Source organism: Streptomyces coryli (assembly GCF_011044975.1).
GTDB lineage: Bacteria > Actinomycetota > Actinomycetes > Streptomycetales > Streptomycetaceae > Streptomyces > Streptomyces coryli.
Window position 1 is genome coordinate 39151 of the sequence record NZ_JAAKZV010000008.1, and the last position, 21851, is coordinate 61001.

The 21851-nt window shown below is 70.8% G+C and carries 21 protein-coding genes; 2 read left to right on the forward strand and 19 right to left on the reverse strand.

Annotated elements, in window-relative coordinates; genetic code table 11:
- The 6 genes from carB to pyrR form a co-directional block, all read right to left on the reverse strand.
- Complete coding sequence (gene carB, locus G5C51_RS03880; protein ID WP_165231605.1) at positions 1-3315, reverse strand: carbamoyl-phosphate synthase large subunit; 3315 nt, start codon at positions 3313-3315, stop codon at positions 1-3.
- On the reverse strand, positions 3308-4435 hold the full coding sequence (gene carA, locus G5C51_RS03885) for a glutamine-hydrolyzing carbamoyl-phosphate synthase small subunit (protein WP_165231611.1): 1128 nt from the start codon (positions 4433-4435) through the stop codon (positions 3308-3310). Before carA ends, carB begins: the two co-directional genes overlap by 8 nt.
- Positions 4432-5007, reverse strand: a complete 576-nt coding sequence (locus G5C51_RS03890) for a PH-like domain-containing protein (protein ID WP_165231613.1) — start codon at positions 5005-5007, stop codon at positions 4432-4434. The genes carA and G5C51_RS03890 overlap by 4 nt, the downstream gene beginning before the upstream one ends.
- Positions 5004-6296 (reverse strand): dihydroorotase, encoded by a 1293-nt coding sequence (locus G5C51_RS03895; RefSeq protein ID WP_165231615.1) that lies wholly within the window; start codon positions 6294-6296, stop codon positions 5004-5006. Before G5C51_RS03895 ends, G5C51_RS03890 begins: the two co-directional genes overlap by 4 nt.
- A complete protein-coding gene (locus G5C51_RS03900; RefSeq protein ID WP_165231617.1) occupies positions 6293-7318 on the reverse strand; it encodes an aspartate carbamoyltransferase catalytic subunit in 1026 nt (341 codons plus the stop codon). Before G5C51_RS03900 ends, G5C51_RS03895 begins: the two co-directional genes overlap by 4 nt.
- A 92-nt stretch (positions 7319-7410) precedes the next feature.
- Complete coding sequence (gene pyrR, locus G5C51_RS03905; protein ID WP_165231619.1) at positions 7411-7983, reverse strand: bifunctional pyr operon transcriptional regulator/uracil phosphoribosyltransferase PyrR; 573 nt, start codon at positions 7981-7983, stop codon at positions 7411-7413.
- Positions 7984-8176: 193 nt separating this feature from the next.
- On the opposite strand from pyrR, the gene bldD reads away from it, so the two are divergent.
- Positions 8177-8677, forward strand: a complete 501-nt coding sequence (bldD, locus tag G5C51_RS03910; RefSeq protein ID WP_165231633.1) for a transcriptional regulator BldD — start codon at positions 8177-8179, stop codon at positions 8675-8677.
- Positions 8678-8823: 146 nt separating this feature from the next.
- Here bldD and nusB read toward each other — a convergent pair whose 3' ends face one another.
- The 4 genes from nusB to G5C51_RS03930 form a co-directional block, all read right to left on the reverse strand.
- Positions 8824-9252, reverse strand: coding sequence for a transcription antitermination factor NusB (nusB, locus tag G5C51_RS03915; RefSeq protein ID WP_165231636.1), 429 nt, complete (start codon positions 9250-9252; stop codon positions 8824-8826).
- 2 nt (positions 9253-9254) lie between these two features.
- Complete coding sequence (gene efp / locus G5C51_RS03920) at positions 9255-9821, reverse strand: elongation factor P (protein ID WP_165231639.1); 567 nt, start codon at positions 9819-9821, stop codon at positions 9255-9257.
- A gap of 62 nt (positions 9822-9883) precedes the next feature.
- On the reverse strand, positions 9884-10987 hold the full coding sequence (locus G5C51_RS03925) for an aminopeptidase P family protein (RefSeq protein ID WP_165231642.1): 1104 nt from the start codon (positions 10985-10987) through the stop codon (positions 9884-9886).
- A 68-nt stretch (positions 10988-11055) separates the two neighbouring features.
- Entirely contained in the window at positions 11056-11811 is a 756-nt protein-coding gene (locus G5C51_RS03930) for an AAA family ATPase (protein ID WP_165231645.1), read from the reverse strand.
- Positions 11812-11964: 153 nt separating this feature from the next.
- Between G5C51_RS03930 and G5C51_RS03935 the strand changes: the two genes are divergently transcribed.
- Entirely contained in the window at positions 11965-12483 is a 519-nt protein-coding gene (locus G5C51_RS03935; RefSeq protein ID WP_165231649.1) for a GNAT family N-acetyltransferase, read from the forward strand.
- Between the two features lie 3 nt (positions 12484-12486).
- On the opposite strand, the gene aroQ is transcribed toward G5C51_RS03935, so the two are convergent.
- From aroQ to G5C51_RS03980, 9 genes are all read right to left on the reverse strand, one after another.
- Positions 12487-12924, reverse strand: coding sequence for a type II 3-dehydroquinate dehydratase (gene aroQ, locus G5C51_RS03940; RefSeq protein WP_165231652.1), 438 nt, complete (start codon positions 12922-12924; stop codon positions 12487-12489).
- Complete coding sequence (aroB, locus tag G5C51_RS03945) at positions 12921-14015, reverse strand: 3-dehydroquinate synthase (RefSeq protein ID WP_165231654.1); 1095 nt, start codon at positions 14013-14015, stop codon at positions 12921-12923. The genes aroQ and aroB overlap by 4 nt, the downstream gene beginning before the upstream one ends.
- A complete protein-coding gene (locus tag G5C51_RS03950; protein WP_165231657.1) occupies positions 14012-14533 on the reverse strand; it encodes a shikimate kinase in 522 nt (173 codons plus the stop codon). The genes aroB and G5C51_RS03950 overlap by 4 nt, the downstream gene beginning before the upstream one ends.
- Complete coding sequence (gene aroC, locus G5C51_RS03955; RefSeq protein ID WP_165231660.1) at positions 14530-15714, reverse strand: chorismate synthase; 1185 nt, start codon at positions 15712-15714, stop codon at positions 14530-14532. The genes G5C51_RS03950 and aroC overlap by 4 nt, the downstream gene beginning before the upstream one ends.
- A gap of 114 nt (positions 15715-15828) precedes the next feature.
- The gene (locus tag G5C51_RS03960; RefSeq protein ID WP_165231663.1) at positions 15829-16665 is read right to left on the reverse strand and encodes a shikimate dehydrogenase; all 837 of its coding nucleotides are present in this window, start codon (positions 16663-16665) and stop codon (positions 15829-15831) included.
- On the reverse strand, positions 16665-18290 hold the full coding sequence (gene mltG, locus G5C51_RS03965; RefSeq protein ID WP_165231666.1) for an endolytic transglycosylase MltG: 1626 nt from the start codon (positions 18288-18290) through the stop codon (positions 16665-16667). Before mltG ends, G5C51_RS03960 begins: the two co-directional genes overlap by 1 nt.
- A gap of 79 nt (positions 18291-18369) precedes the next feature.
- Positions 18370-18849, reverse strand: a complete 480-nt coding sequence (gene ruvX / locus G5C51_RS03970) for a Holliday junction resolvase RuvX (protein WP_165231669.1) — start codon at positions 18847-18849, stop codon at positions 18370-18372.
- Entirely contained in the window at positions 18849-21518 is a 2670-nt protein-coding gene (gene alaS / locus G5C51_RS03975) for an alanine--tRNA ligase (RefSeq protein WP_165231672.1), read from the reverse strand. The genes ruvX and alaS overlap by 1 nt, the downstream gene beginning before the upstream one ends.
- Positions 21518-21850, reverse strand: coding sequence for a DUF6167 family protein (locus G5C51_RS03980; RefSeq protein ID WP_165231675.1), 333 nt, complete (start codon positions 21848-21850; stop codon positions 21518-21520). The genes alaS and G5C51_RS03980 overlap by 1 nt, the downstream gene beginning before the upstream one ends.
- Position 21851 lies beyond the last annotated feature (1 nt).

The following is a 21851-nucleotide window of genomic DNA, read 5'->3' on the forward strand; positions in this document are numbered from 1 at the left end:
CTACTTGGTGGCGCGGGCGGCGTTCAGGTGCTCCGCGTGGTCCTGCAGGGACCGGACGCCGACCTCGCCCCGGGTGAGCGCCTCGATTCCCTGTACGGCGGCGGCGAGGGCCTGCACCGTGGTCAGGCACGGGACGCCGCGGGCGACGGAGGCGGTGCGGATGTCGTAGCCGTCGAGGCGGCCACCCGTACCGAACGGGGTGTTGACGATCAGGTCGACCTCACCGTCGTGGATGAGCTGGACGATTGTCGGCTCGCCGTTCGGCCCGGTGCCCTCGGACTTCTTACGGACCACGGTGGCGTGGATGCCGTTGCGCTTGAGGACCTCGGCGGTGCCGGAGGTGGCCAGCAGCTCGAAGCCGTGCTGGACCAGCTCGCGGGCCGGGAAGATCATCGAGCGCTTGTCACGGTTGGCGACCGAGATGAACGCCTTGCCCTTGGTCGGCAGCGCGCCATAGGCCGCGGCCTGCGACTTGGCGTACGCCGAGCCGAAGACCTCGTCGATGCCCATGACCTCGCCGGTGGAGCGCATCTCCGGGCCGAGGATGGTGTCCACCCCGCGGCCGTGGATGTCGCGGAAGCGGGACCAGGGCAGCACGGCCTCCTTGACGGAGATCGGCGCGTCCAGCGGCAGCGTGCCGCCGTCGCCCTCGGCCGGGAGCATGCCCTCCGCGCGCAGCTCGGCGACGGTGGCGCCGAGGGAGATGCGGGCGGCGGCCTTGGCCAGCGGTACCGCGGTGGCCTTCGAGGTGAAGGGGACGGTGCGGGAGGCGCGCGGGTTGGCCTCCAGGACGTAGAGGATGTCGCCGGCCAGCGCGAACTGGATGTTGATCAGTCCGCGGACCCCGACGCCCTTCGCGATGGCCTCGGTTGAAGCCCGCAGCCGCTTGATGTCGTAGCCGCCGAGCGTGATCGGCGGCAGCGCGCACGCCGAGTCGCCGGAGTGGATGCCGGCCTCCTCGATGTGCTCCATGACGCCGCCGAGGTAGAGCTCCTCGCCGTCGTAGAGCGCGTCCACGTCGATCTCGATGGTGTCATCGAGGAAGCGGTCGATCAGGACCGGGTGCTCGGAGATCAGGCCCGCGTGCCGCTCCAGGTAGCCGGCCAGCGACGGCTCGTCGTAGACGATCTCCATGCCGCGGCCGCCGAGGACGTACGACGGACGGACCATGACCGGGTAGCCGATGCCGGACGCGATGTCCTTGGCCTCGTCGAAGGAGTACGCGGTGCCGTACTTCGGCGCCGGCAGCCCGGCCTCGGTGAGGACGCGGCCGAAGGCGCCGCGCTCCTCGGCGAGGTCGATGGCCTCGGGTGACGTGCCGACGATCGGGACGCCGTTCTCCTTGAGCGCCTTCGCCAGGCCCAGCGGGGTCTGGCCGCCGAGCTGGACGATGACCCCTGCCACCGGGCCCGCCTGCTGCTCGGCGTGCACGATCTCCAGGACGTCCTCGAGGGTGAGCGGCTCGAAGTACAGCCGGTCGGAGGTGTCGTAGTCGGTGGAGACCGTCTCCGGGTTGCAGTTGACCATGACGGTCTCGTAGCCCGCGTCGCTGAGCGCGAAGGAGGCGTGCACGCAGGAGTAGTCGAACTCGATGCCCTGGCCGATGCGGTTGGGTCCCGAGCCGAGGATGATGACGGCCGGCTTCTCGCGGGCCGCGACCTCGGTCTCCTCGTCGTAAGAGGAGTAGAAGTACGGCGTCTTGGCCGCGAACTCCGCCGCGCACGTGTCGACCGTCTTGTAGACCGGCCGGATGCCGAGCGCGTGCCGGACCTCGCGTACGACGTCCTCCCGCAAGCCGCGGATCTCCCCGATCTGGGCGTCGGAGAAGCCGTGCCGCTTGGCGTGGGCCAGCAGGTCCGGGCCGAGCTTGTCGGCCTCCGCGATCTCGTCGGCGACCTCCTTGATGAGGAAGAGCTGGTCGACGAACCACGGGTCGATCTTGGTGGCGTCGAAGACCTCCTCGGCGGTGGCGCCGGCGCGGATGGCCTGCATGACCGTGTTCAGGCGGCCGTCGGTCGGAGTCTTTGCGACCTCCAGCAGCTCGGCCTTGTCGCCGGGCTCGCCGGTGAAGGCGAACTGGCTGCCCTTCTTCTCGATCGAGCGCATCGCCTTCTGCAGCGCCTCGGTGAAGTTACGGCCCAGGGCCATGGCCTCGCCGACCGACTTCATCGTGGTGGTGAGGGTGGCGTCGGCGCTCGGGAACTTCTCGAAGGCGAAGCGCGGCACCTTCACCACGACGTAGTCGAGGGTCGGCTCGAAGGACGCCGGGGTCTCCTCGGTGATGTCGTTCGGGATCTCGTCCAGGGTGTAGCCCACGGCGAGCTTCGCGGCGATCTTGGCGATCGGGAAGCCGGTGGCCTTGGAGGCGAGGGCGGACGAGCGGGAGACGCGCGGGTTCATCTCGATGACGATGACCCGGCCGTCCTCGGGGTTGACCGCGAACTGGATGTTGCAGCCGCCGGTGTCGACGCCGACCTCGCGGATGATCGCGATGCCGACGTCCCGCAGGATCTGGTACTCCCGGTCGGTCAGCGTCATCGCCGGCGCGACCGTGATCGAGTCGCCGGTGTGCACGCCCATCGGGTCGAAGTTCTCGATGGAGCAGACGACCACGACGTTGTCGTTCTTGTCGCGCATCAGCTCCAGCTCGTACTCCTTCCAGCCGAGGATGGACTCCTCCAGGAGCACCTCGGTGGTGGGAGACAAAGTCAGACCCTGCCCGGCGATGCGGCGCAGCTCCTCCTCATCGTGCGCGAAGCCGGAGCCCGCGCCGCCCATGGTGAAGGAGGGGCGGACCACGACCGGGTAGCCGCCGAGCTCCTCGACGCCCTTGAGGACGTCGTCCATGGAGTGGCAGATGTAGGAGCGGGCGGACTCGCCGTGCCCGATCTTCTTGCGGACCTCCTCGACGACGTCCTTGAAGAGGTCGCGGTCCTCGCCCTTGTTGATGGCCTCGACGTTGGCGCCGATGAGCTCGACGCCGTACTTCTCGAGGACGCCCTGCTCGTGCATGGAGATGGCCGTGTTCAGGGCCGTCTGGCCGCCGAGGGTCGGCAGCAGCGCGTCCGGGCGCTCCTTGGCGATGATCTTCTCGACGAACTCCGGGGTGATCGGCTCGACATAGGTCGCGTCGGCGATCTCCGGGTCAGTCATGATCGTCGCCGGGTTGGAGTTGACGAGGATGACCCGCAGGCCCTCGGCCTTGAGCACGCGGCAGGCCTGGGTGCCGGAGTAGTCGAACTCGGCTGCCTGGCCGATGACGATCGGGCCGGAGCCGATGACCAGGACGGACTGGATATCGGTGCGCTTAGGCACGCTGGCCCTCCATGAGCTCTACGAAGCGGTCGAACAGGTACGCGGCGTCGTGCGGGCCCGCGGCCGCCTCGGGGTGGTACTGGACGCTGAAGGCCGGCTGGTCGAGCAGCTGCAGCCCCTCGACGACGTCGTCGTTGAGGCAGACGTGCGTGACCTCGGCGCGGCCGTAGGGGGTGTCGAAGGGGCCGTCGAGCGGGGCGTCCACGGCGAAGCCGTGGTTGTGCGCCGTGACCTCGACCTTGCCGGTCGTACGGTCCTGGACCGGCTGGTTGATGCCGCGGTGGCCGTACTTGAGCTTGAAGGTGCCCTGGCCGAGCGCGCGGCCGAAGAGCTGGTTGCCGAAGCAGATGCCGAAGAGCGGGGTCTTGCGCTCCAGCACGCCCTTGACCAGCGAGACCGGGTGGTCGGCGGTGGCGGGGTCGCCGGGGCCGTTGGAGAAGAAGACGCCGTCGGGGTTCACCGCGTAGATGTCCTCGACCGTGGCGCTGCCCGGCAGCACGTGCACCTCGATGCCGCGCTCGGCCATGCGGTGCGGGGTCATGCCCTTGATACCGAGGTCGACGGCGGCGACGGTGAAGCGCTTCTCGCCGATGGCGGGGACCACGTACGGCTCGGTGGTGGCCACCTGCTCGTACAGGCTGGCGCCCTTCATCTGCGGGGCGGCCTGGACGCGCTGGAGCAGCGCGGCGTCGTCGGCGAGGGCCTCGCCGGAGAAGATGCCGACGCGCATGGCGCCGCGCTCGCGCAGGTGCCGGGTCAGCGCGCGGGTGTCGATGCCGCTGATGCCGACGATGCCCTGCTTGGCGAGCTCCTCGTCGAGGGAGCGCTGGGCGCGCCAGTTGGAGGGCTTGCGGGCGGGGTCGCGGACCACATAACCCGCCACCCAGATCTGCCCGGACTCCGGGTCCTCGTCGTTCACGCCGGTGTTGCCGACGTGCGGGGCGGTCATGACGACCACCTGCCCCTTGTACGACGGGTCCGTCAGGGTCTCCTGGTAGCCGGTCATGCCGGTGGAGAAGACGGCCTCGCCGACGGTCTCCCCCACCGCGCCGTACGCCCGGCCGCGGAAGGTGCGGCCGTCCTCCAGGACGAGCACCGCGGGTGCCTTCGGGGTCGTCATCGTGCGCCTTCCCTCGTGTCTTGCTTGTCGTTCGAAGATGCAGCATTTACGGCCGCGACCCACTCGGGGTGCTCGGCCGCGTGGTCGGAGCGGAAGCCGGAGTCGTACTCCTTGCCGCCGTGCTCCCAGGTGATCACCAGCAGGCCGCCCTCGGTGAGGACCTTGCCGGCGATGCCCTTGTCGAGCCGGGCCTCGCGCAGCTGTCCGGCCGGGATGAAGAAGTCGGTGGCCCCGGGCCGTACGACCGCGAGCCCTTGCTCCGAAAGGGTGAGCTCGGCGCGGCTGCGGACGCCCAGGCCGTGCGCGACGATCCGGTCGAGCCACTGCCCGGCGGTGGTGGAGCCGTGGTAGCGGCCGGCCATCGTGAGCTTCGCCGGGCCCGGGTCATCGGGGATGGCCGTCAGCTCCGGCACGTCCGACTGGAGCACCTTCCGCCAGGTCCAGCCCTGCCGCATCAGCCAGTAGCAGAGCGCGATGAAGAGCAGCAGCCCCACGACCCAGCCGATGCGGGACGCCCAGTCGGTGACCTCCTGGGACTTCCGCTCGTCGGCGAGCAGGATCAGCGGGGTCACGCCAGCTCACCGCCGGAGACGGTGGCGTGGCCGCGCAGGAACGTGTGCGTGACGCGACCCGGCAGCTCGCGGCCCTCGTACGGGGTGTTGCGGCTGCGGGAGGCGAAGCCGGTGGGGTCCACGTTTCCACGGTAGGCCGGATCGACGAGGACGATATTGGCGGGCTCACCGGCGGCGACCGGCCGCCCGTGGCCGCCCAGCCGCCCGATCTCGGCGGGCCGGAAGGACATCCGGTCGGCGACCGCGGCCCAGTCCAGCATCCCGGTCTCGACCATCGTCTGCTGCACGACGGAGAGGGCGGTCTCCAGGCCGACCATGCCCATGGCCGCCGCGCCCCACTCGCAGTCCTTGTCCTCGTGCGGGTGCGGGGCGTGGTCGGTGGCGACGCAGTCGATGGTGCCGTCGGCGAGCGCCTCGCGCAGCGCCATGACGTCCTTCTCCGTACGCAGCGGCGGGTTGACCTTGTAGACCGGGTTGTACGAGCGGACCAGCTCGTCGGTCAGCAGCAGGTGGTGCGGAGTGACCTCGGCGGTGACGTTCCAGCCCTTGGACTTCGCCCAGCGGACGATCTCCACCGAACCGGCCGTGGACAGATGGCAGATGTGCACGCGCGAGCCGACGTGGGCGGCGAGCAGCACATCGCGGGAGATGATCGACTCCTCGGCGACGGCCGGCCAGCCGCCGAGCCCCAGCTCGGCGGAGACGATGCCCTCGTTCATCTGGGCGCCCTCGGTCAGCCGCGGCTCCTGCGCGTGCTGCGCGATGACGCCGTCGAAGGCCTTCACGTACTCGAGCGCCCGGCGCATGATCACGGCGTCGTCGACGCACTTGCCGTCGTCGGAGAAGACCACGACGCCGGCGGCGGAGTCGTGCATGGCGCCGAGCTCGGCGAGCTGCTTGCCCTCCAGCCCGACGGTGACGGCGCCGACCGGCTGCACGTCGCAGTAGCCGGACTCCTTGCCGAGCCGCCAGACCTGCTCGACGACGCCGGCGGTGTCGGCGACCGGGAAGGTGTTGGCCATGGCGTGCACGGCGGTGAAGCCGCCCTTGGCCGCGGCGCGGGTGCCGGTGAGGACGGTCTCGGAGTCCTCGCGGCCGGGCTCGCGGAGATGGGTGTGCAGGTCGACGAGGCCCGGCAGCAGAATCTGGCCGTCCGCCTCGATCACCTGGGCGCCGTCGGCGCTCAGCCCCGTACCCACCTCTGCGATGCGCTCGCCCTCGATGAGGACGTCCTGGACGTCGCCCCCCAGCACCTTCGCGCCGCGAATAAGGATCTTGCTCGTGCTCACTTGGGGGTCTCCTCGGTGCGGGTGGGATTGGCGGCGGCGACGGCGGGTTCGTTCCCGCCGAGCAGCAGGTACATCACGGCCATGCGGATCGAGACGCCGTTGGCGACCTGCTCCACGATGGTCGAACGGTGGGAGTCGGCGACCTCGGCGGAGATCTCCATGCCGCGGTTCATCGGCCCGGGGTGCATGACGAGCGCGTGCTCCTGCATACGGGCCATGCGGTCGCCGTCGAGGCCGTAGCGGCGCGCGTACTCCCGCTCGGTCGGGAAGAACGCGGCGTTCATCCGCTCGCGCTGCACCCGCAGCATCATCACGGCGTCGGACTTCGGGATGACGGCGTCGAGGTCGTACGAGACCTCGCACGGCCAGCTCTCGACGCCGATCGGCAGCAGGGTTGGCGGGGCGACCAGGGTCACCTCGGCGCCCAGGGTGTGCAGCAGGTGGACGTTGGAGCGGGCGACGCGGCTGTGCAGGACATCGCCGACGATGGTGATCTTGCGCCCGGCCAGGTCGCGCCCGGTGCCGTCGCCGGGGCCCTGGTGCATGGTCGGGCCGCCGTCCGCGGCACCGGCCAGGTGGCGGCGCATGGTGAAGGCGTCCAGCAGCGCCTGCGTCGGGTGCTCGTGCGTCCCGTCGCCCGCGTTGATCACGCTGCCGTCGAGCCAGCCGGAGCCGGCGAGGCGGTGCGGGGCGCCGGAGGCGTGGTGGCGCACGACCACCGCGTCCGCGCCCATGGCCTGCAGGGTCAGGGCGGTGTCCTTGAGGGACTCGCCCTTGGAGACGGAGGAGCCCTTGGCGGAGAAGTTGATGACGTCCGCCGACAGCCGCTTGGCGGCGGCCTCGAAGGAGATGCGGGTGCGGGTGGAGTCCTCGAAGAAGAGGTTCACCACGGTGCGGCCGCGCAGGGTCGGCAGCTTCTTGATGGGGCGGTCGGCGACCCGGGCCATTTCCTCGGCGGTGTCGAGGATGAGGATGGCGTCGTCCCGGCTGAGGTCAGAGGTCGAGATGAGATGGCGCTTCATCTGGGTATGCACTCCAGTTTGCGGCTTATGTCTTCGAGCGGCGGGCATGCCTGCGGGAAGGACCTCCGAGGTGGAGGCCGGACCCGAATGGGCTACTGCTCGCCTGCCGGGGCGGTCGGCTTGTCACCGAGCAGGACGGCGTCCCGGCCGTCGCCCTCGGTGAGCTGGACCTTGACCGTCTCGCGCAGCGAGGTGGGGAGGTTCTTGCCGACGTAGTCGGCGCGGATCGGCAGCTCGCGGTGGCCGCGGTCGACGAGCACGGCGAGCTGGACGGCGCGCGGCCGGCCCAGGTCGTTCAGCGCGTCGAGGGCGGCGCGGATCGTACGGCCGGAGAAGAGCACGTCGTCGACCAGGACGACGAGCTTGCCGTCGATGCCATCGGCCGGGATGTCCGTATGACCGAGCGCGCGGGCCGGGCCCTGCCGCAGGTCATCGCGGTACATGGTGATGTCGAGCGACCCGGCCGGCGTCTTGCCACCCGTAATCTGCTCGAGCTTGTCCGCCAGCCGCCGGGCGAGGAAGACCCCGCGGGTCGGAATGCCGAGAAGCACCACGTCGTCGGCGCCCTTGGCGCGCTCGACGATCTCGTGGGCGATGCGGGTGAGCACCCGCGCGATGTCCGGAGCCTCGAGTACGGGGCGTGCCGGACCTGCTGAAGCGTCCATGAAAAGGATCTCCTTCCCCGCCTCACGGGACGGGCATTAAAGGACATCAGGTCCCCACTACGGTACCAGCGGCGATCGGCGGCTTCCCACCGGGGGCGGAGCCCCGACCAGGGGCGTAATCTTCCGCTTGACGGACGCAGGTTACGCTGCGTAACCTCACAGTGAGTTACGAGCCTTAAGTCCGGGGAGCCATATGTCCAGCGAATACGCCAAACAGCTCGGGGCCAAGCTCCGCGCCATCCGCACCCAGCAGGGCCTCTCCCTTCACGGCGTCGAGGAGAAGTCGCAGGGCCGCTGGAAGGCCGTTGTGGTCGGTTCTTACGAGCGTGGCGACCGCGCCGTGACCGTGCAGCGCCTCGCAGAGCTCGCTGACTTCTACGGTGTGCCCGTCCAGGAGCTGCTGCCCGGCTCCGCCCCCGGCGGCGCCGCCGAGCCCCCGCCGAAGCTGGTGCTGGACCTGGAGCGGCTCGCCCACGTGCCGCCGGAGAAGGCCGGCCCCCTGCAGCGCTATGCGGCCACGATCCAGTCGCAGCGAGGCGACTATAACGGCAAGGTGCTCTCGATCCGCCAGGACGACCTCCGCACCCTCGCCGTCATTTACGACCAGTCCCCCTCGGTCCTCACGGAGCAGCTGATCGGCTGGGGCGTCCTGGACGCGGACGCGCGCCGCGCGGTCGCCCACGAGGACGCCTGACGGCGTCGACGCCTCCCGCAGAAACGTAACGCCGCCGGGCGGCAGGCTCCCCGTGAAGGGACCTGCCGCCCGGCGGCGTTTCTGCGTGGGCACGAAAAGGCCCCGCCCTCCCGGTGCAGGAGAACGGGGCCCGAGCCGACCGCAGGTCAGTCGCGGCGCAGCGACGGCTTCAGGTCCTTCAGCCGGCCCAGCAGGCCGTTGATGAAGGCAGGCGAGTCGTCCGTGGAGAACTCCTTCGCCAGCTGCACCGCCTCGTCGATCACCACGGCATCCGGGGTGTCGTCGTGCCAGAGCAGCTCGTACGCGCCGAGCCGCAGGATATTGCGGTCCACGACCGGCATCCGGTCGAGCGTCCAGTCCACCGAGTACTGGGAGAGCAGCTCGTCGATGCGCCGCGCATACCGCGCGTATCCCTCGACGAGATCCGCCGTGTACTCGCTGACCGGCGGCTGCCGGGTGTCGGACGCGGCGTGCCGCTTCCAGTCCCCCAGCACATCGGCGACATCGGCATCGCGCTGATCTGCCTCGAAGAGGACCTGGAATGCGCGCTTGCGCGCGTTGGTGCGAGCGGCCACGGTTAGCTGTTCACCCGGCCGAGGTACTCACCGGAGCGGGTGTCGACCTTGATCTTCTCACCGGTGGTGATGAAGAGCGGCACCTGGATCTCGTAGCCCGTCTCCAGCTCGGCCGGCTTGGAGCCGCCGGTGGAACGGTCGCCCTGCACACCCGGCTCGGTGTGCTTGATGTTCAGCTCGACGGCGGCCGGCAGCTCGATGTAGAGCACCTCGCCCTCGTGCTGCGCCACCGTGGCCTCGAAGCCCTCGATGAGGTAGTTCGCGGCGTCCCCGACGACCTTGCGGTCGACGTGCAGCTGGTCGTACGTCTGCATGTCCATGAAGACGAAGTAGTCGCCGTCCATGTACGAGAACTGCATGTCGCGACGGTCGACAGTGGCGGTCTCAACCTTCGTACCGGCGTTGAAGGTCTTGTCGACGATCTTCCCCGAGAGCACATTCTTCAGCTTCGTCCGGACGAAGGCCGGCCCCTTGCCGGGCTTGACGTGCTGGAACTCGACAACGGACCAGAGCTGGCCCCCGTCGAGCTTAAGCACCATGCCGTTCTTCAGGTCGTTCGTGCTGGCCACGTCTCGAAATCTCCTGGACTGCTGATCGGACGGCCAAGGCACGCTCGATCGACCCCCTTGAATCAGAGGGCGAGCAGCTCCTTGGTCGTGATGGTGAGTAGCTCCGGTCCGCCGTCCGCCGGTGGGCGGACGACGAGCGTGTCATCGATCCGGACTCCGCCCCGCCCGGGTAGATGAACCCCTGGCTCGACGGTGACCGGCACACAAGCGTCCAGTTTACCCATGGCCGCAGGCGACAGTTTCGGGTCCTCGTCGATTTCGAGCCCGACACCGTGTCCGGTCCATGGTCCGAGCGCCTCACCGTGCCCCGCGGCGTCCAGCACCTGCCGCGCCGCGTGGTCCACCTCGCGGTACTCGGCGCCGGGCGCCAGCGCCTCCCGCCCGGCCCGCTGCGCCGCGAAAACCATGTCGTACAGCTCGATCTGCCAGTCATCGGGAGCCGCCCCGATGACGAAGGTCCGCCCGATCTCGCACCGGTATCCGCGATACCGGGCCCCGAGGCAGACGGTCAGGAAGTCGCCCTCCTCCACCCGCCGGTCCGTGGGCACATGCCCGGCCCGCCCGGAATGCGGCCCGGTCCCGACCGCCGTCGGGAACGCCGGTCCCTGCGCCCCGTGATCGACCAGCCGCCGCTCCAGCTCCAGCGCCAGATGCCGCTCGGTACGCCCGACCAGGATCGACTCCAGCAGCTCGCCCAGCGCCTGGTCCGCGATCTCCGCCGCGATCCGCAGGCAGGCGATCTCCTCGTCGTCCTTGACCAGCCGCAGCTCCTCGACCGTGCGACCGAGATCCGCGAGCCGCAGCCGCGGCGCCACGGACGCGAGCGCCCGGTGCCGCGCCACCGTCAGGTGGTGCTCCTCGACCGCCATCGCGCCGGCCCCCGCCGCCCCCGCGAGGTCCGCCGCCGCGACGGCCGGGTCGCCGTCCGGAGCGTCGAGGGCGTGCACCCGCAGATCGTCGTCGGCCCGCGCACCGCCCTCCTCGGGCAGATCACGCGGCCGGATGAGGATGTCCTCGGCGGGCCCGACGAGCAGGACGGCCCCCGGCGGCGCGACCCCCGCCAGGTAGTGGATGTTCGCCGGCCGGGAGACCAGGGCGGCGTCGCTGCCGGTTCCGGAGCAATGGGCGCGTAGGCGCCCGCGGCGGGCGGCGTGGACGTCTGACATGTTTTGAGCGTATTTGCGCCGTGCGATGGGTGCTTGGTGAGTGCGTCCGTACGGGCGGGGATGCCCGCTTACCAGCGCGGCGGACTCATCAGGCTCCGCGCGACCACGTCATCCAGCATCCGCGCCGTCGTGACGACATCCTGGTGCGAGTTGTCGAGGATCGGCAGCCCCGATCCGTACCACCCGGCCATCCGGCCATGGATCCGCGCCACCTCCTCATCGGCCAGCCGCCGGGTCCCCGACCGCGCCGCATTGCGCTCCAGCACGACGTCCAGGCCCGGCAGCAGCACCACCGGCAGCAGCCCGGGTCCGACATGCCGCTTCCAGCCGCCGAGACCCACCACCGGCCGGTCCGGGAAGACCGCGTCGTCGAGGATGCAGGAGATCCCGTTCGCCAGATAGTTCCGCGCGGCGAAGCCACAGGTCCGCCGGGCCAGGCGGTATTGCGCCTCGGACTGGTCCGTCCACCCGGCCCGCGGGTCGGAGAATCCGGCCCTGACCCACTCCCGTACGTCATCCAGGCTGATATGCGCCGTCGGCGACCGCCGGGTGTCCGCCCAGTACCGGGCCACGGTGGTCTTCCCCGCCCCCGCGGGCCCGATCAGCAGCACCGCCACGGTCGGCGGCGGCGCCCCTACCGGCTGCGGCCCGGGCGGCGGCGACGGCAGCGGTACGAGCCCGCCCGCCGGCAGCCGTATATGACCGGTCGACTCGACGCTGTCGACCGGCGGCGGCGCCGGGGACGCCGGTGGCCGCGGAGCCGGCCCGCCGGGGTGACCCGGCCGGTGGGGCGGATGAGGAGCCCCGTGAGGCTGATGGTGCATCCGCTCCCTCTTCTTCTGGACAGCGCCCGGCCGACCCGGCCGTGCAGCGGTTAGCGCGCGACAGGAACCGTACCCGGTTCCGGCGCTTCAGTGACAACGTTTCGGCCGGTCACGGGGTGCCCCGCCGCCGAACCTGTAGTGCATGATGGCGCGATGACCTCAGAGATAGCCCTGCGTCCCGCCCGCGAAGAAGATGTGTCTCTCATCCAGGAGCACATCAACGACCCCGAGCAGTGCGGCGAGTTCTCCTGGTTCGGCTGGACGAGCGGGCTGCGGATGACCGAGCGTTGGAAGGAGAACCGGCTGCTCGGCGACGACTACAGCATCCTCATGGTCGTCCGCGGCGAGGAGCGCCTGGGCTTCGTCAACTACCGCCGCCGGCCCCTGCCCCCGAGCGGCCACAGCTGGGTGCTGGGCATCGGCATGTTCCCCGAGGCGCGCGGCTTCGGCTACGGCACCGAGGCGCACCGGCTCCTCGTCCGCTACCTCTTCGCGAACACGACCGTGCACCGCATCGAGGCCGAGACCGACGTGAAGAACCTGGCCGAGCAGAGGGCGCTGGAGAAGGCCGGCTTCAGTCGCGAGGGCGTCACCCGCGCCGCCTGCTTCCGCGACGGCGCGTGGCGGGACGGCGTGACGTACTCGATCCTGCGGACCGACCCGCTGCCCTGACCCCTAGAGCTCCTCCGCCAGCGCCCGCAGCGCCAGCCGGTACGACCCGAGGCCGAAGCCCGCGATCGTCCCCGACGCCACCTCCGCGATCACCGAGGTGTGCCGGAACTGCTCCCGCGCGTGCGGGTTGGAGATGTGCACCTCGATGAGCGGCGCCGTGCGCTGGGACGCGGCGTCGCGCATGCCGTACGAATAGTGCGTGAAGGCACCGGGGTTGATGACGACGGGGATCGAGCCGTCCGCGGCTTCGTGCAGCCAGCGGATCATCTCGCCCTCGTCGTTCGTCTCCCGGACGTCGACATCGAAGCCGAGCTCCTTGCCCAGCACCGTGCACTGCTCGACGAGTCCGGCGTACGACGTCGCGCCGTACACATCCGGCTCCCGCGACCCGAGCCGCCCGAGGTTCGGCCCGTTGAGTACGTAGACCTTCCGGGCGCTCACGCGGCGATCTCCGCGTGCGCGGCCAGCAGCATCGCCGGGTCGGGACCCTCGAGCACGGTCGGCTTCGCCAGCCCGTCGAGCACGATGAACCGCAGCCGGTCGCCGCGCGACTTCTTGTCGACCTTCATCGTCTCCACCAGCTTCGGCCACTGATCACCGCGGTACGTCACCGGCAGCCCCACCGACTCGAGGATCTTCCGGTGCCGGTCCGCCGTGGCGTCGTCCAGCCGCCCTGCGATCCGCCCCAGCTCGGCGGCGAAGACCATGCCGACCGAAACGGCCGCGCCGTGCCGCCAGTTGTACCGCTCGTTCTTCTCGATCGCGTGCGCCAGGGTGTGCCCGTAATTCAGGATCTCGCGGAGCCCGGACTCCTTCAGATCGGCCGACACCACCTCGGCCTTGACCCGGATGGAACGCTCCAGCAGCTCGGCCGTGTGCGGCCCCGACGGCGTACGGGCGCCCTCCGGGTCCGCCTCCACCAGGTCGAGGATCTTCGGGTCGGCGATGAAGCCCGCCTTGATGACCTCGGCCATGCCGGAGACGTAGTCGTGCACGCCGAGCGATTCGAGCGCGGCCAGATCGCAGAGCACGCCCGCCGGGGGGTGGAATGCGCCCACCAGGTTCTTGCCCTCGGCGGTGTTGATCCCGGTCTTCCCGCCGACCGCGGCGTCCACCATGCCCAGCACGGTCGTCGGCACGGCGATCCACCGCACCCCGCGCAGCCAGCTGGCGGCGACGAACCCGGCGACATCGGTGGTCGCCCCGCCCCCGACGCCGACGATCACATCCGTCCGCGTGAAGCCGGACTGCCCGAGCGCCTTCCAGCAATACGCCGCGACCTCGGCCGTCTTGGCCTCCTCCGCGTTGGGCACCTGGATGGCGACGGCCTCGTACCCGCTGTCCGCGAGCTCGGCGCGCAGCGCCTCCCCCGTGGCCTCCAGCGCCTCGGGATGGATGACGGCCACCCGCTTGGCGTCCGTCCCGATCAGCCCGGGCAGCTCGCCGAGCAGCTGCCGGCCGATCAGCACGTCGTACGGATCGGTGCCCGCGGTCCCACCGACGTGGACGCGGGTGACGGTCTCTTCAGTCATGCGGTGCGGAGCTCCAATGCTTCCAGTACGGCCTCGACGACCTCGTCCGGGCTGCGGTCGGCGGTGCTGATGGTGACGCGGGCGACCTCGGTGTACAGCGGGCGGCGCTTCTCCATCAACTGCCGCCAGGCCTGCCGCGGGTTGACCGCGAGCAGCGGCCGGGGGGCGTCGAGGCCGACGCGCTTGACCGCGTCCGCGAGCTCGACCTCCAGGAATACGACCGGGTGCCCGGCGAGCAGCTCCCGCGTGGCGTCGTCCATGACGGCGCCGCCGCCGAGGGACAGCACGCCGTCGTGCTCGGCCAGCGCGGCCCGGACGGCGGCTCGCTCCAGCTCGCGGAAGTACGGCTCGCCTTCGTCGTAGAAGATCTCCGGGATCGGCTTCCCGGCCTTCGCCTCGATGTCGACGTCGGTGTCGCGCAGGCCGACGCCCAGCCGCTCGGCGAGCAGCGCGCCGACCGTCGACTTCCCGGCGCCGGGCGGCCCGACGAGGACGACGGCGGGACGGGTGCCCGTCATCGGATCTGCAGGTTCTCGAGGTACGAGGTGGCGTTGCGCGCGGTCTCGCCGACCGAGTCGCCGCCGAACTTCTCCGCGACGGCGTCCGCCAGCACCAGCGCCACCATCGCCTCGGCGACGATGCCGGCCGCCGGGACGGCGCACACGTCGGACCGCTGGTGGTGCGCCTTGGTCGCCTCGCCGGTGGTCACATCGACGGTGGCCAGCGCCTTCGGCACGGTCGCGATCGGCTTCATCGCGGCCCGCACCCGCAGCAGCTCGCCGGTGCTCAGCCCGCCCTCCGTACCGCCGGAGCGCCCGGTGGAGCGGCGGATGCCGTCCTCGGTGCCGACGATCTCGTCATGCGCCTTGGACCCCGGCACCCGGGCCAGCTCGAAGCCGTCGCCGAGCTCGACACCCTTGATCGCCTGGATGCCCATGAGGGCGGCGGCGAGGCGGGAGTCGAGCCGCCGGTCCCAGTGCACATGGCTGCCGAGTCCGACCGGGACGCCGTACGCGCACACCTCGACGACGCCGCCGAGGGTGTCGCCGTCCTTATGCGCCTGGTCGATCTCGGCGACCATCGCCTTCGACGCACCCTCGTCCAGGCACCGCACCGGATCGGCGTCGAGCTTCTCGACGTCACTGGGCTCCGGCACGACGCCGTACGGCGCCTTGGCCGCGCCCAGCTCCACGACGTGCGAGACGATCTCGATCCCGACCGTCTCCTTCAGATACGACCGGGCCACCGCGCCGAGCGCCACCCGGGCCGCGGTCTCGCGCGCGGAGGCGCGCTCCAGGACCGGCCGGGCCTCGTCAAAGCCGTACTTCTGCATGCCGGCCAGGTCGGCATGGCCGGGGCGCGGGCGGGTCAGCGGCGCGTTACGGGCCAAGGCGGCCAGCTCGGCGGGATCCACCGGATCCGCCGCCATGACCTTCTCCCACTTCGGCCACTCGGTGTTGCCCACCATGATCGCGACCGGCGATCCCATCGTGAGCCCGTGCCGTACGCCGCCGAGGAAGGTGATCTCGTCGCGCTCGAACTTCATCCGCGCGCCGCGGCCATAGCCAAGACGCCGCCGCGCCAGATGGTCCGCGACCATCTCGGTGGTGACGGGCACGCCCGCGGGCAGCCCCTCCAGCGTCGCGACGAGTGCGGGGCCGTGCGACTCCCCTGCGGTCAGCCAGCGCAACCTGCTCAACGGTGCTCCCTCTTCCCGAATGGCCTGCATGCGGCCTCCGGCCGAATCTGCCGGGTTCGATCCTCCCATGACCGGGAGCACGGTCCGGGAAGTGGTCCACCTTGTGGACGGCCGCTAGCGCCCCCGCAGCGCCGCTTCGCCCGCCGCCCGCATCGCCGCGAGCGGCGCCGGGCTGCGGCCGGTCATCTGCTCCACCTGCAGCACCGCCTGGTGCACCAGCAGGTCGAGCCCGCCGACCACCGCCCCGCCGCGGGCGGCCCAGGCGCCGGCGAGCGGGGTCGGCCACGGGTCGTAAAGGACGTCGAAGAGCGTCGCCGGGCTCTCGGGGACGGCCGCCGCGAGCTCGTCGGTCACGCCGGCCGGCGTCGTCGCGACGACCAGCGGCGCGCCGAGCGCCTCCGCCGCGACCGTCCAGGGCGCGATACGGACCGGCACGCCGAGCCGCTCGCCCCACTCGCGCATCTCCGCCGCCCGCGCCTCACTGCGCACATACGCCGTGACCTCGCCGCTGCACAGCTCGCCGAGCGCCGCCAGCGCCGACGACGCGGTGGCACCCGCGCCGAGGATCGCGGCCGCCGGGACCTTGTCGACGCCGCGCTCGCGCAGGGCCGCGCGCATCCCGGGGATGTCGGTGTTGTCGCCGGTCTTCTGCCCGTCTGGCTGGAAGACGACGGTGTTGACCGCCTCCACCGAGCGCGCGGTGGCACTCACCTCGTCCAGCAGCGGCATCACCGCGCGCTTGAGCGGCATGGTCAGCGACAGCCCCGCCCACTCCCCCGCGTCCAGCTCGGCGAGGAAGCCGGGCAGGGCGTCCTCGTCGACCTCGAAGCGGTCGTACGTCCAGCCGTCCAGGCCGAGCGCCGCATAGGCCGCGCGGTGCAGGACGGGCGAGAGGGAGTGGGCGATCGGCGATCCGAGGACCGCCGCCCGCCGCTGACTCGGCTGCGGCATCAGTCGCTGTGCTCCCGCTGGTAGCGGTTGAACTCCGCCACGTTCTTGTCGTGCTCCGCCTTGCTCGCGGTGAACTTCGTGACGCCGGGCCGGACGGTCACGAAGTACATCCAGTCACCCTTCGCCGGGTTCAGCGCGGCCTTGATCGCCTCCGGGCTCGGGTTGTCGATCGGGCCGGGCGGCAGACCGGCGTGCAGATAGGTGTTGTACGGCGAGTCGAACTGGGTGTCCTTGGTGCTGATGTCCAGGTTCGACTGGCCCTTGGCGTAGTTGATGGTGGAGTCCATGTCGAGCTTGCCGTTGGTCTCCGTATTGCCGGGCTTGAGCCGGTTGTAGATGACCGTGGCGACCTTCTCGAACTCCTCCTTGTTGCCGCCCTCCGCCTGGACGAGGCTGGCAATGGTGAGGATCTCGTACGGGGTCCGGTTCAGCTTCTTCGCACCGTTGACGATGTTGTCGCGGGTGTACTCGGCGTTGGCGCGCTTGACCATCTGCTTGAGCACGGTCTCCGGCTTGGTGCCCTTCGACGCGCTGTAGCGGGACGGGTAGAGGAAGCCCTCCGGGTTGCCCTTGGCCCAGCTGGGCAGGCCGAGGTCGCCCTTCTCCGCAGCCTTCTTCGTGGTGCCCTCGGCCAGGCCGAGGTGGCTGTCGATCTTCTCGTAGACCCGGGTGGCCCGCCAACCCTCCGGAATGATCAGGGCGTTGAAGGTCTTCGGGTCGGTCATCATCTCGATGGCCGCGGCCGCCGACATCTCCTTCTTCAGCGTGTAGACGCCGGGCTGGATGCTGCTGGCCTTGTCGTTGTCACCGGCCGCCTGGACGAAGCCGTCGACGCTCTTGACGACGCCTGCCGTCTTGAGCTTGTTACCGATGTCGGTGATGCTCGCGCCCTCGGGGACCTCGACCTCGACCATGCCGTGCCCGCTGCCCTCGAAGTCGGGCGCGGAGGCGAACTTGTCGCTCACGAAGCTGTAGCCGAAGTAGCCGATGCCGCCGACCAGTCCGAGCAGCACGAGCGCGACGATGAGGCAGGCGGCGCCGTTGCGGCGTTTCGTTTCGGCAGGGCCGCGGCCGCGCGGGCCGCGGGGCCCCCGGCCTCGTGGGCCGCCGGGGCCACCTGGCGGCGGTCCGCCGCGCCGTCTGCGAGGGGTCGGGTCGTCGTCGCCGAGGACGTCGTCGTCCTCGGCGAAGAAGGAGTGCTCGCGCTCCGGCGGCCGGCGGCCCGGCTCCGGGCGGCGCCGCTCCTGCCCGCGCGGGCGGGGGCGCGGCGGGGGGTACGCGTCCGGCGAGCCGTAGTAGTCCGGCTCGGCGGCCGGCTGCGGCGGGTGCGCGTAGGGGTCCACGGCGGGCAGGCCGCCCGTGGTGTCCCAACTGGGCTGCTGGGGAGGATGGCCGACGCCGTATCCGGGGTCGTACCCGGGCTGCTGCTGTCCGCCATAGGGGTAGCCGCCCTGCTGCGGGTGGCCGCCCCACTGGGCCTGGGCAGGCTGCTGGTACTGCTGCCCGCCACCGTAGGGAGCCTGTCCGTGCCCGGGGTGGGTCGCACCCCAGTGCTGCCCTGTACCGAACAGGGGGTCCTCGGGGTGCCACGGTTCGGAGCCCGAGCCCCGGCCATACTCAGTCATCGATCCCCTAAGCCGCGAGGGCTGTCGGTGCGCTTATATGACGGATGCCATTTCCGCGCGGAACGTTACCGTATCGCGATCAGACAATCGGCTCGACGCTCTCGCCAGGAGCATTCCCAGACGCCCGTTCGGAGTCAAGCGCGCTCTGAAGGATGACAACTGCCGCCGCTTGGTCGACGACCGAACGGCCCTTCTTCACCGACACCCCGGAGGCGCGCAGCCCCTGAGCCGCCGTCACGGTCGACATCCGTTCGTCCACCAGGCGTACGGGCACGGGCTGCACCGCACGGGCGAGCTGCTGCGCGAAGCCGCGCACCTTCGCCGCCGCCGGTCCCTCCTGCCCGTTCAGCGAACGGGGCAGTCCGACGACGACTTCGATGGGCTCGTACTCCGCGACGATGGCGGCGAGCCGCCGGTGTGCCGCGGGCACGTCACGGCCCGGCACCGTCTCCACGGGCGAGGCGAGTACCCCGTCGGGGTCGCATGAAGCGACTCCGATCCGGGCGTCCCCGACATCGACCGCGATGCGGCGGCCGCGCCGGAACGTGCTCTCGTCCATCAGGCGGCGTCGCCCACGGCGCGCTCGACGGCGGCGATCGCCTCGTCGATGGCCTCGGGCTTCTGGCCGCCGCCCTGGGCGACATCCGGCTTGCCGCCGCCTCCGCCGCCGAGGGTCTTGGCGGCCGTACGGACCAGGTCGCCGGCCTTGAGGCCCTTGTCGCGGGCGGCGTCGTTGGTGGCGATCACCGTCAGCGGGCGGCCGCCCGCCACCGCGAACAGCGCGACCACGGCCGGGCGGCCGCCCTGGATGCGGCCGCGCACGTCGAGGACCAGCTTGCGCAGGTCGTCGGCGCTGGTGCCGTCCGGCACCTGGGCGGCGACGAAGGCGGTGCCGCGGACGTCCTTGGCCTGCTCGACCAGGCCGCCGGCGGCCTGCAGCACCTTCTCGGCGCGGAAGCGCTCGATCTCCTTCTCGGCGTCCTTCAGCTTGGTGAGCATCCCGGAGATCTTCTCCGGCAGCTCGTCCGGGCGGCCCTTGAGCAGCTCGGTCAGCTGGGCGACGACGGTGTGCTCCTTCGCCAGGAAGTTGTACGCGTCGACGCCGACCAGCGCCTCGACGCGGCGCACGCCGGAGCCGATGGAGGACTCGCCGAGCAGCTTCACCAGGCCGAGCTGCGCGGTGTTGTGCACGTGGGTGCCGCCGCACAGCTCCTTGGAGAAGTCGCCGATGGTGACGACGCGGACCCGGTCGCCGTACTTCTCGCCGAACTCGGCGATGGCGCCCTGCTTCTTCGCCTCGTCCATCGACATGACCTCGGCGTGCACGTCGAGCTCGCGGGCCAGCACCTCGTTGATCTTCTGCTCGACGTCGGTGAGGACCGTACCGGGCACGGCGGCCGGCGAGCCGAAGTCGAAGCGGAAGCGGCCCGGGGAGTTCTCCGAGCCGGCCTGTGCGGCGGTCGGGCCGAGCGCGTCGCGCAGCGCCTGGTGGGTGAGGTGGGTGGCGCTGTGGGCGCGGGCGATGGCGCGGCGGCGGGTGATGTCGATGGCGGCATACGCGGACGAGCCCACCGTCACCTCGCCGACCTGGACGACGCCCTTGTGTACGGAGACGCCCGGGACCGGCTGCTGAACGTCGCGGACCTCGACGACGGCGCCGCTGCCCAGCCGGATCTTGCCCATGTCGGCGAGCTGGCCGCCGCCCTCCGCATAGAAGGGGGTGCGGTCCAGGACGATCTCGACCTCGTCGCCCTCGGAGGCGGCCGGCGAGGAGACGCCGTCCACGAGGATGCCGAGGACCGTCGACTCGCCTTCGGTCTCGCCGTAGCCGGTGAAGTCGGTCGGGCCGGCGTTGTCGGCCACCTCGCGGTAGGCGGACAGGTCGGCGTGGCCGGTCTTCTTGGCCTTGGCGTCGGCCTTGGCGCGCTCCCGCTGCTCCTTCATCAGGCGGCGGAAGCCGTCCTCGTCCACGGACAGGCCCTGCTCCTGGGCCATCTCGAGGGTGAGGTCGATGGGGAAGCCCCACGTGTCGTGGAGCAGGAACGCCTTGTCGCCGGGCAGGACATTCGAGCCGGCGGCCTTGGTCTCGGTGACCGCGGTGTCGAGGATGTTGGTGCCCGACTTGAGCGTCTTGAGGAAGGCGGCCTCCTCGGCGAGGGCCACCGTCTCGATGCGCTTGCGGTCGGTCTCCAGCTCCGGGTACTGCTGGCCCATCGTCTTGATGACGACGTCCACCAGGTCGTTGGCGACCGGGCCGGTCGCGCCCAGCAGGCGCATATTGCGGATGGCGCGGCGCATGATGCGGCGCAGCACATAGCCGCGGCCCTCATTGCCGGGCGTGACGCCGTCGCCGATCATCATCACCGAGGCGCGCATGTGGTCGGAGACCACGCGCAGCGAGACGTCGGAACGCTCGGCCGCGCCGTACGCGACGCCGGTCAGCTCGGTGGCCTTGTCGATCACCGCACGGGAGGTGTCGATCTCGTACAGGTTGTTGACGCCCTGGAGGACCATGGCGAGGCGCTCGAAGCCGAGGCCGGTGTCGATGTTCTTCGACGGCAGGTCGCCGAGGATCGGGAAGTCGTCCTTGCTCTCCCCCGCGCCCCGCTCGAACTGCATGAAGACCAGGTTCCAGATCTCCACATAGCGGTCCTCGTCGACGACCGGACCGCCCTCCTCGCCGAACTCCGGGCCGCGGTCGTAATAGATCTCCGAGCACGGGCCGCAGGGGCCGGGAACGCCCATCGACCAGAAGTTGTCGGCCATGCCGCGGCGCTGGATGCGCTCCTTCGGCATCCCGATGACCTCGTGCCAGATGCGGGCGGCCTCGTCGTCGTCGTGGTACGCCGTGGCCCACAGCCGCTCCGGGTCAAGCCCGTAACCGCCCTGGTCCAGGGAGCTGGTCAGCAACTCCCAGGCGAACTTGATGGCGCCTTCCTTGAAGTAGTCGCCGAACGAGAAGTTGCCGCACATCTGGAAGAAGGTGCCATGCCGCGTGGTCCTGCCGACCTCTTCGATGTCGGGGGTGCGGATGCACTTCTGGATCGAGGTCACGCGCGGGGCGGGCGGGGTGGCCTGGCCGAGGAAGTACGGCTTGAAGGGGACCATGCCCGCGGGGACCAGCAGCAGCGTCGGGTCGTCCGCGATCAGCGACGCCGACGGCACGACGGTGTGCCCGCGCTCCTCGAAGAAGCGCAGCCAGCGGCGGCGGATTTCAGCCGACTCCATCAGTGGTCCTCTTTCCGATCGATACTGCGGTGGTGCGTCACTGCGGCGGTCTTCTGCTGCAGCAGGAGCTTGACGCGCTGCCCGGGCAATTCTGCCGCCTCCTGCTGCGAGGTCAGACCCAGGGCGTCATTGAGCTGGTCCTCGCGCTCGGCCATGGCCGCGCGCACGTCCTTAGCGAAGACCACGGCGCGGCGGCCGGTGGCGATCGCCCGGTTCGCGGCGGTGGCGGCGATGCTCTCCGGGGAGAGGCTGCGCAGCACATGCTGGGTCTTGAGCGTGGCCCAGACGCCGGTGGCGGCACCGGCGGTGAACCAGAAGGTCCGGCGGAACAAT

Excerpts from the sequence above, each read along its gene's own strand:
- carA (WP_165231611.1), bottom strand. The coding sequence starts at position 4,435 with ATGACGACCCCGAAGGCACCCGCGGTGCTCGTCCTGGAGGACGGCCGC.
- G5C51_RS03900 (WP_165231617.1), bottom strand. The coding sequence starts at position 7,318 with ATGAAGCGCCATCTCATCTCGACCTCTGACCTCAGCCGGGACGACGCC.
- pyrR (WP_165231619.1), bottom strand. The coding sequence starts at position 7,983 with ATGGACGCTTCAGCAGGTCCGGCACGCCCCGTACTCGAGGCTCCGGAC.
- bldD (WP_165231633.1), top strand. The coding sequence starts at position 8,177 with ATGTCCAGCGAATACGCCAAACAGCTCGGGGCCAAGCTCCGCGCCATC.
- G5C51_RS03925 (WP_165231642.1), bottom strand. The coding sequence starts at position 10,987 with ATGTCAGACGTCCACGCCGCCCGCCGCGGGCGCCTACGCGCCCATTGC.
- G5C51_RS03930 (WP_165231645.1), bottom strand. The coding sequence starts at position 11,811 with ATGCACCATCAGCCTCACGGGGCTCCTCATCCGCCCCACCGGCCGGGT.
- G5C51_RS03935 (WP_165231649.1), top strand. The coding sequence starts at position 11,965 with ATGACCTCAGAGATAGCCCTGCGTCCCGCCCGCGAAGAAGATGTGTCT.
- aroB (WP_165231654.1), bottom strand. The coding sequence starts at position 14,015 with ATGACTGAAGAGACCGTCACCCGCGTCCACGTCGGTGGGACCGCGGGC.
- G5C51_RS03950 (WP_165231657.1), bottom strand. The coding sequence starts at position 14,533 with ATGACGGGCACCCGTCCCGCCGTCGTCCTCGTCGGGCCGCCCGGCGCC.
- G5C51_RS03960 (WP_165231663.1), bottom strand. The coding sequence starts at position 16,665 with ATGCCGCAGCCGAGTCAGCGGCGGGCGGCGGTCCTCGGATCGCCGATC.
- mltG (WP_165231666.1), bottom strand. The coding sequence starts at position 18,290 with ATGACTGAGTATGGCCGGGGCTCGGGCTCCGAACCGTGGCACCCCGAG.
- ruvX (WP_165231669.1), bottom strand. The coding sequence starts at position 18,849 with ATGGACGAGAGCACGTTCCGGCGCGGCCGCCGCATCGCGGTCGATGTC.
- alaS (WP_165231672.1), bottom strand. The coding sequence starts at position 21,518 with ATGGAGTCGGCTGAAATCCGCCGCCGCTGGCTGCGCTTCTTCGAGGAG.